9 protein-coding genes are annotated in these 7,979 nt (G+C 68.3%); 5 read left to right on the forward strand and 4 right to left on the reverse strand.

From position 1 onward, the window contains the following. The first annotated feature begins 18 nt into the window (after positions 1-18). A complete protein-coding gene (locus tag EV137_RS18345) occupies positions 19-1,287 on the forward strand; it encodes an FAD-binding oxidoreductase (RefSeq protein WP_134130116.1) in 1,269 nt (422 codons plus the stop codon). A 45-nt stretch (positions 1,288-1,332) separates the two neighbouring features. Here the strand turns inward: EV137_RS18345 and EV137_RS18350 are convergent, their stop codons facing one another. After that, positions 1,333-2,304: a VldE C-terminal domain-containing protein gene (locus tag EV137_RS18350; protein WP_238175405.1), complete on the reverse strand. Its 972-nt coding sequence runs from the start codon at positions 2,302-2,304 to the stop codon at positions 1,333-1,335. 241 nt (positions 2,305-2,545) lie between these two features. Here EV137_RS18350 and EV137_RS18355 point away from each other — a divergent pair, with 241 nt between their 5' ends. Further along, complete coding sequence (locus EV137_RS18355) at positions 2,546-3,358, forward strand: enoyl-CoA hydratase/isomerase family protein (RefSeq protein ID WP_202871033.1); 813 nt, start codon at positions 2,546-2,548, stop codon at positions 3,356-3,358. Here the strand turns inward: EV137_RS18355 and EV137_RS18360 are convergent. The 3 genes from EV137_RS18360 to EV137_RS18365 form a co-directional block, all read right to left on the reverse strand. Continuing rightward, positions 3,284-3,646 carry a YciI family protein gene (locus EV137_RS18360; RefSeq protein ID WP_134130117.1) on the reverse strand — a complete coding sequence of 121 codons (363 nt, stop codon included), beginning with the start codon at positions 3,644-3,646 and terminating at the stop codon, positions 3,284-3,286. The genes EV137_RS18355 and EV137_RS18360 overlap by 75 nt on opposite strands. Before the next feature lie 70 nt (positions 3,647-3,716). Next, the gene (locus tag EV137_RS40625) at positions 3,717-3,872 is read right to left on the reverse strand and encodes a DUF6131 family protein (protein WP_166658529.1); all 156 of its coding nucleotides are present in this window, start codon (positions 3,870-3,872) and stop codon (positions 3,717-3,719) included. Further along, a complete protein-coding gene (locus tag EV137_RS18365) occupies positions 3,854-5,314 on the reverse strand; it encodes an MFS transporter (protein ID WP_134130118.1) in 1,461 nt (486 codons plus the stop codon). Before EV137_RS18365 ends, EV137_RS40625 begins: the two co-directional genes overlap by 19 nt. A 180-nt stretch (positions 5,315-5,494) precedes the next feature. On the opposite strand from EV137_RS18365, the gene EV137_RS18370 reads away from it, so the two are divergent. Genes EV137_RS18370 through EV137_RS18380 form a run of 3 tightly spaced genes read left to right on the forward strand, consistent with a single transcriptional unit; the run spans position 5,495 to position 7,756 of the window. Further along, positions 5,495-5,848, forward strand: coding sequence for a YciI family protein (locus EV137_RS18370; protein WP_238156787.1), 354 nt, complete (start codon positions 5,495-5,497; stop codon positions 5,846-5,848). Next, entirely contained in the window at positions 5,845-7,071 is a 1,227-nt protein-coding gene (locus EV137_RS18375; RefSeq protein ID WP_133997166.1) for an RNA polymerase sigma factor, read from the forward strand. Before EV137_RS18370 ends, EV137_RS18375 begins: the two co-directional genes overlap by 4 nt. Before the next feature lie 19 nt (positions 7,072-7,090). Next, positions 7,091-7,756, forward strand: coding sequence for a hypothetical protein (locus EV137_RS18380; protein WP_202871034.1), 666 nt, complete (start codon positions 7,091-7,093; stop codon positions 7,754-7,756). The last annotated feature ends 223 nt before the right edge of the window (positions 7,757-7,979 follow it).

Raw genomic sequence — 7,979 nt, forward strand, 5'->3', positions numbered from 1 at the left:
GCGAAGGAGCGGGATCAGATGTCTACGCAGGCGATTGCAGCGGTTGCCAGCGACCTCGTGGCGGGTCTGCTGGGGGCAGGTTTCAACGGTGCCGTCCGGCTGCCCGGAGAGCCGGAATACGACGAGCAGCGGCGTTCCGTGATCCCTTCGGTGGACTCGCGCCCGCTCGTGATCGCTGAGGCGTACGGGCGGACCGACGTACAGGCTGCCGTGCGGACCGCTCGCGAGTACGGCGTACCGATCGCTGTGCAGGCGACAGGACACGGCACCCGGGTGCCCGCTGACGGCGGGATCCTGCTGAAGACAACACAGCTGACCGGCGTACTGATCGACCCCGAGCGCCGGATCGCCAAGGTCGCGCCGGGCGCCCGCTGGGGTGCGGTGCTGGAGGCCGCGCGGCAGTTCGGGCTCGCCCCGCTGTCCGGGTCGCACCGCGACGTCGGCGTCACCGGGTACACGCTGGGCGGCGGAGTCGGGTGGCTGGCCCGGAAGTACGGGTTCGCGGCCGACAGCGTGATCCGCGCCGAGGTCGTCACCGCCGACGGGCGCGCCGTCACCGCGAGCGCCGAGCAGCACCCCGACCTCTTCTGGGCGATCCGCGGCGGCACCGGCAACTTCGGCATCGTCACCTCGCTCGAGTTCCGCCTGTACCCGGTCCGCCGGGTCCACGCCGGCATCGTCTACTACGGCATCGACCGCGCCGCCGCGATCCTCCGCCGGTACCGCGACTGGACCGCCACCATCCCCAACGAACTCAGCACCGCGGTCGTCCTGACCCGCGTCCCCGGCACCGAGCAGCGCGCCGTCGCGATCAAGGTCCTGTACGCCGGTGAGGCCGAGCCGGCCGAACACCTGCTGAAGCCGCTGTTCGAGACCGCCGGCCCGCAGCTCGCCGGTGAGCTGAAGACGATCGAGTACGCCGACGCCGCGATGGGCGGCACGCCCGCTCGCCACCTCGACTTCCTGGACACGCTGACCGACGAGGTGATCGACCTGGTCACCGAGCTCGAGGACGCGATGGTCGAGATCCGCCACTGGGGCGGCGCGATGGCCCACCCGGGTCCCGGCGCCGGTCCGATCGGTCACCGCGAGGCGTCGTACTCACTGATCATCGACCGCGAGGTCGTGGGCCTGCCGACGTCGGGGCGGACGTTCGTGAACTTCCTCGGCGACCCGGGCCGCGCGGACACGGCGTACGGCGCGGCAGATCTGCGACGCCTGCGCGAGGTGAAGCGCGCCTACGACCCCACGAACTTCTTCCATCTGAACGCCAACATCCGCCCATAGAAAAGCGGCCCGGGTCCCCGCCCCGGGCCGCTTTTCTCGCGTCGCTCAGACCGTGCCGGAGTTGCCGTAGACGGTCACATGCACGTGGTCGTAGTGGTTCGCGGTCGCGCCACCACGGTCCTCCATCGCGCGCCAGCCTTCGCTGCTGCGCTGGACCGTCCAGATGTGCTGCTGCCAGATCAGCTGGCTGACGCCGAGCTTCTTGTAGTTGGCCTTCAGCCAGTCCGCGACCTCCTGGCCCTCGGAACCGCTGACCATGATGTCGAGCGCATGCCCGGTGGAGTGCTCCGAGCCGCTGTCGCCGGACCGCAGACCGCCGTACGACGTGATGTCGGGGAACTTCGCGCAGATCGCCCGGTGCACCCGGATCGCGTCCTGGGTCAGGCCGTCCTCGACCGCGGAGCCGGACTTGCAGGCCGCCTGCGAGATCGCCCCGGAAACGCTGGCGACCGGCTTGGTTGCGGACAGGTACTGCGCCTTCACCCAGCGGGACTTGCCGTCGCTGACCACCTCGGCCCAGATGCCGTCGACCTTGCCGGTGACCGAGACCTTGGTGCCCTTCGGCAGCACGTCCAGCAGCAGGCCGGTCAGCGGCAGCGACCAGAGGTTCACGTCGGTGGTGGTGTACTTCGTACCGGTGATCTTCGGCGGCGTCGCGTTCGCGTTCAGATCCTGCGCCGCGCGGGTCTTCGCCGAGGTCGGCTTCGGGATCGGCGCCTGCTTCTTCAGGTGCTTGGGCGTCGGGCTCGCCTTCGGCTTGGGCGCCGGAGTCGTCGACGTCGTGCTGATCGGCGGACGCAGAGCGTCCCGGCTGATCGTGGCGTCGCGCGACAGCTGCAGGGACGAGCTGGCGATCGACGGGTCGAGCTGAACATGCTGGCTGGGGAGTGCGGCGGCCGAACCGGTGGCAACCATCGCCACTGCCGCGCCTGGGATCGCCACCTTCACGAGACCTGGCTGGATCATCTTGGCGCGCGATTGCCGGTGCCGCGCCTGTCTATGCCGTCCTGCAGCCACTTCTGGAACCCAATCTGCCGAGACCAAAACGTTATCGACCGGAGGAGTCAAGCACACTTCGCCGCGCCGGTTCGAATCGGCCCCTACTCTTAACGCATTACGAACATCCACTGGCTGCCGCCAGACGTGATCTGCCCGCTATCCGGATGTGACCGTTCCGACATCAAACGCTTGGTGGGCAGGGAACCGGATGTGACCCACGGCGCGGCGCCCGTACGGCGGTTGCTGCTTGACTGCCCGCGTGGGATTTCGGATCGAGGGCGGGGCGGTCGCGCAGCTGGTGATCGATCGCGCGGCGAAGCGGAACGCGTTGACCCGCGCGATGTGGGCGGCCCTGCCCGGCCTGCTCGCCGACCTGGCGAGCAACGACGAGGTCAAGGTCCTGCTGGTGACTGGCGAGGGTGCGAGTTTCTCCGCCGGCGCCGATATCCGCGAGCTGATCTCGGGCGCCGACCCGGCCGATCCGATGGCCGAGCTGCGGGCATCCAACCTGCAGGCGCAGGCGGCGTTGCGGGAGTTCCCGAAGCCGACGATCGCGGTGGTTCGCGGGCACTGCATCGGCGGCGGTCTGGAGATCGCGGTGAACTGTGACTTCCGGTTCGCCGCGCGGGACGCGAGTTTCGGCGTCACACCGGCTCGGATCGGCGTCGTCTACCCGCCGGCGGCGATCAAGGTGCTGCTCGACCTCGTCGGTCCGGCGACCACGAAGTACCTGCTCTTCAGCGGCGACCTGTTCACTGCGGACCAGGCCGAACTCAAGGGCCTGGTCGACCGTGTGGACGATGATCCGATGGTGGCGGCCGAGGCGTTTGCGGCCACGCTGGTGTCGCGGTCGCAGCTGACGATCCGCTCGGCCAAGGAGTCGGTCAACGCACTGCTTTCCGGCGAGGACGGAGACACGGCAGCGGTACGGCGGTATCGCGAGACGATCGCCTCGGGTGAGCTCGCGGAAGGGATCGAGGCCTTCACACAGAAGCGCTCACCGGAGTTCGTCTGGCATCCCCGCCGAGATCAGGGTGCCGCGGAGCTCGACGCGGTCGCCGACCGCGGCTGAGACCTGGCCGGCGATCTCCTGCGCGCGCTTGTCGTCGGGCGCGTCGATCAGGAAGAACCCGGCCAGTTGCTCCTTGGCCTCACCGAACGGACCGTCGGTGACGACCTGCTGACCTTCCCGGATCTGCACGATCCGGCCGTCCTCAGGCGGTCGCAGGCCCTCCGAGCTGACCAGGTCACCGGACGCGGCGAGCTCCTGTTCGAGCCGCAACCACCGGCGCAGGGCCTCGTCGTCGTCCGCGGTCCACACTCGGTCGACGCTCCGAAAGATCATCACGACGTACTTCATGGCCACACGGTAGTCACCCGTGCCGACAGAACCCCGCGGGCGACCCGCGGGGTTCTGGTGCGCTCGGCGATCAGTACCAGTGTGCTCGTCCGCCGACCGCGCGGCCGGTCGCTCCGAGGATCCAGAACACTGCGCCGACCAGCAGCAGGATGATGCCGATGGTCCACAAGATCGAGACGTTCAGGACGAACCCGAGAATCAGCAGGATCAGTCCGAGAATGAGCATGAGCCCTCCTTCGCCGGGGGCCGCCTGGCGGAGATGGCGGCCACGGACGTCCGGTGCCCACCTTTCGTGCCCTGAACCTCCAACACCCGTTTGATCAGCGCACATCCGGCGAAGCCGACCACGATGAACGCCCACACCGTCACGAAGGCGATCCGATAGCCGTGGACCAGGGCGATCGGCGTAGTGCCCGACGTACTCGCAGTAGCCACCGCGGAGACTGCCGCGACGCCGACGGCGCCGCCGATCTGGAAGCTGGCGTTCTGTAGTCCGGATGCGACACCGGCGTCCTCGCCCGCGACGTCGCTCAGTGAGGCGATCGAGCCGGCGACCGTACCTGCACCCAGTCCGGCACCGAAGATCGTCAGCCCCCAGAAGGCCAGCTCGAAGTACCCAGAAGACACGGTGAGCTGAGTCATCAGCGTCGTACCGAGTCCTGCGACCAGTAGCGATACGAACGCGACCCGGCGCGGTCCGACTCGAGTGACGAGGTGCTGACCGACCATGGACGCCACAACTGCGGCTGCTGCGAGTACGGCGGACATGAAGCCGTAGCGGATCGCTGACGCACCCAGTGCGAGCTGTGCGTACTGCGTGTAGACAAAGTTGAGTCCGAACGCAGCCAGCCCCCAGCTGATCGTGATGAGGTTGCCGCCGACCAGTGCGCGTGAGTGGAAGATCCGCAGCGGTACGAGCGGGTCAGCCGAGCGCTTCTCCACTGCTACGAACAGTGCGAACAGAGCAGCGGACGCGAGCACCAGGAGTACCGTCCGCGTCGCGGACGACTCAGGTGCCTCGATGACGGCGTACACCAGGACGATGAGTGCGGCGGTGACGGTGATAGCACCGGCCACGTCGAACCCGCGGCGGCCGGGTCCGCGACTGTCCAGCAGCAGTACGGGCGCCAGTACGACGACCAGCACGCAGACGGGCACGTTGATGAAGAAGATCCACTGCCAGCCGAGTCCGTCCGTGACAGGTCCGCCGACGAGCGAACCCGCCGTACCGCCGACCCCACTGGTCGCTCCCCAGATCCCTAGAGCCTTGTTGCGATCCGGACCGGACGGGAACGTGGTCATGACGATCGACAACGCGCTGGGAGCCAGTACGGCGGCTGCGGCGCCCTGCAGTCCGCGTGCGAGGACCAGAGCGTCACCACTCCAGGCGAGCCCGCAGAGAAGAGAGGACCCTGCGAAGAGCAGCAGTCCGGTGATGAAGACGCGCCGGCGACCCAGCAGGTCGGAGATCCGGCCGCCGAGCAGCAGGAGGCCGCCGAACATCAGCCCGTACCCGCTGGGCACCCACTGCGCGCCACCGGTCGAGAAGGTCAGCTCCCGCTCGATCGACGGTACGGCGACCAGCACGATCGACGCGTCCAGGATGATCATGAACCCGGTCAGACAGAGCAACGCCAGCGCGAACCAACGCTTCGAATGCGAAACCATCAGACATCTCCAGTACGGCGGGACGCCCCGGCTGAGCGTCACTCGACAGAGACGTCGGTGCCGACCGGGTGTACTTCGACATTCCGGTTTTGTCGAAGTACGGCGTACCTGCTTCGACGTACCGGTTAACTGGGGGTCACAGCGGCCTCCACTCGGTACAGGATGGTGACTGTGAAGTACATGCTGCTGATCTACAGCAACGCCGAGAGCTGGGCGAGCCTGTCGCCCGAGCAACGCGACGGCCTGGCCGAGGCGCATGAGGCGCTGTCGCGAGAGCTGACCGAGCAAGGCCTGCTGGTCAGTGCCGCCGGTCTGGCCGACCCGATCACCACCCGGACCGTTCAGGTGCGTGACGACACCACGACCACGACGGACGGGCCGTACGCCGAGGCGAAGGAGCACCTGGCCGGGTTCTACCTGGTCGAGTGCGACGACATCGACCAGGCGATCGGGTACGCCGCGCGCATGCCGGACGCGGAGTACGTCGCCGTGGAGGTGCGACCGGTCATGGACATGTCTGGGCTGGAGATGTGAGCAGCTTCGAACTGCTGCTGCGGGAACAGGCGCCGCAGGTGCTCAGTGCGCTGGTCCGGCACTACGGTCACTTCGACCTGGCCGAGGAAGCGGTCCAGGAGGCTCTGCTCGCGGCCACGCAGCAGTGGCCGACCGAGGGCGTGCCGGACAACCCGCGTGGCTGGCTGATCCGGGTCGGGTCGCGGCGGCTCACCGATCTGTTGCGCAGTGAATCGGCCAGGCGGCGACGTGAGGAGAACGCGGCACAGCTTGCGGCTCCGGAGGAGTTCGTCGCGTCGGGCCCGGAGATCGACGACCCGGGTGGCAGAGACGACACACTCACGTTGCTGTTCCTCTGTTGCCATCCGGCGTTGTCGCCGGCTTCGCAGATCGCACTGACGCTGCGTGCGGTCGGTGGTCTCACCACCGCGCAGATCGCGGCCGCGTTCCTGGTGCCGGAGGCAACCATGGCGCAGCGGATCAGCCGGGCGAAGCGGAGCATCAAGCAGGCGGGCAGTTCGTTCGAGATGCCGCCGGAGGCGGAGCGGGACGAGCGGATGGGCGCCGTACTGCACGTGCTCTACCTGATCTTCAACGAGGGCTACACGGCGTCGTCCGGTACGTCGCTGCACAGCGCGGAACTGACGACCGAGGCGATCCGCCTGGTGCGCGGTGTGCGGAAGCTGCTGCCGGACGACGGTGAGGTAGCGGGGCTGCTGGCGCTGATGCTGCTGACCGACGCGCGGCGGGCGGCCCGTACCAGTGCGGACGGGACGCTGATCCCACTGGCCGAGCAGGACCGCTCCAAGTGGAACCGGGCCGCCATCGTCGAGGGGGAGGCGATGGTGAGCGATGCGCTGTCGCGGACGCAGCTGGGGCCGTACCAGGTACAGGCAGCGATCGCTGCGGTACATGACACGGCAGAGCGTGCTGAGGACACGGACTGGCGGCAGATCGTCGCGCTGTACGACGTACTCGAGCAACTGGTCGACAACCCGATGGTGAAGCTCAACCATGCCGTGGCGGTGGGTATGGCGGTCGGTCCGAAGGAGGGGCTCGCCGTACTCGAGCCACTCGAGTCGGACGACCGCATGAACCACCGGCTCGAGGCAGTCCGCGCACATCTGCTCGAGATGTCCGGTGACGTCGCCGCTGCACGGGAGAGTTATCTGCTGGCAGCCCGCCGTACGACGAGCATGCCGGAGCGGAACTACCTGCAGTCGAAGGCGGACCGCCTGACCTGAGGTCGCGTAGGTTGGATGTGTGGATCTCACCAGGGCCTCACTCCTCCGGGAGATGCTGACCGCCACCGAACTGGGCAGCCGGACCACGGAGTTCGGCTATGCGCTGCGACGCTTCACCACCAGGCGCAGCGGACTCATGCTGTTCGGACCGGTCGACGACGAGCCCTGGCACCTGACTGCGCACCTGGACGACGAACTGCACCGGGCCGGCGTCGAGGACCTACGGCCGTCACTAGTCCGCTGGGCGCCGCCGCCGGGCGCCCCACCGCACCTGGCGATCGGCCTGGACCGCTTGCGCGACGCCGGTCGTGGTGAGTCGTTGCTGGTCGTCGCCGAGGGCACACCCGCCGACACGCTCCTGGAACGGATCAGCGACGTACGGCGACGCGGTACGACGATCTTCAGCATCGGCAACGGTGACAACGAGTTGACGTCGCTCAGCCACGAGACCCTCGTACCCCAGTTGCTGGTGCCTGACGGCTTCGGGTGGACGAGTCGATCGCTCGAGTACGAATACGACGAGCCGAAGTCGGCGCTGACCGAGGTCGACTCGCAGACCGACGAGAGCTTCGAGACGGCCCAGCACCTGGTCAGCCTCGCCGCCGCAGACGAAGAAGCCGGCCGCTCCGGCTGGCGCCGCCGCCTCCGCGACGCCATCGAAAGACTCAGCGGCGAACCCGCCTAACGACCACCACGCCGCACAGAAGGGCTGATACCCCGCCGGGGTCACCTCCCGCGCCGCGGTCACCTCCCACGCTGCGCAGAAGGGCTAAGACCGCGCCGGGGTCGCGTCCCGCGCCGGGGTCACCTCCCACACCGCGCAGAAGGGCTGATACCGCGCCGGGTCGCCTTCCGTGCTGGGGTCACGTTCCGTGCTGGGGTCACGTTCCGTGCTGGGGTCACGTTCC

The sequence above is a fragment of the Kribbella pratensis genome (assembly GCF_004366075.1).
GTDB classification, from domain to species: Bacteria; Actinomycetota; Actinomycetes; order Propionibacteriales; family Kribbellaceae; genus Kribbella; species Kribbella pratensis.

Excerpts from the sequence above, each read along its gene's own strand:
- EV137_RS18345 (WP_134130116.1), top strand. The coding sequence starts at position 19 with ATGTCTACGCAGGCGATTGCAGCGGTTGCCAGCGACCTCGTGGCGGGT.
- EV137_RS18360 (WP_134130117.1), bottom strand. The coding sequence starts at position 3,646 with ATGAAGTACGTCGTGATGATCTTTCGGAGCGTCGACCGAGTGTGGACC.
- EV137_RS40625 (WP_166658529.1), bottom strand. The coding sequence starts at position 3,872 with ATGCTCATTCTCGGACTGATCCTGCTGATTCTCGGGTTCGTCCTGAAC.
- EV137_RS18365 (WP_134130118.1), bottom strand. The coding sequence starts at position 5,314 with ATGGTTTCGCATTCGAAGCGTTGGTTCGCGCTGGCGTTGCTCTGTCTG.
- EV137_RS18370 (WP_238156787.1), top strand. The coding sequence starts at position 5,495 with ATGCTGCTGATCTACAGCAACGCCGAGAGCTGGGCGAGCCTGTCGCCC.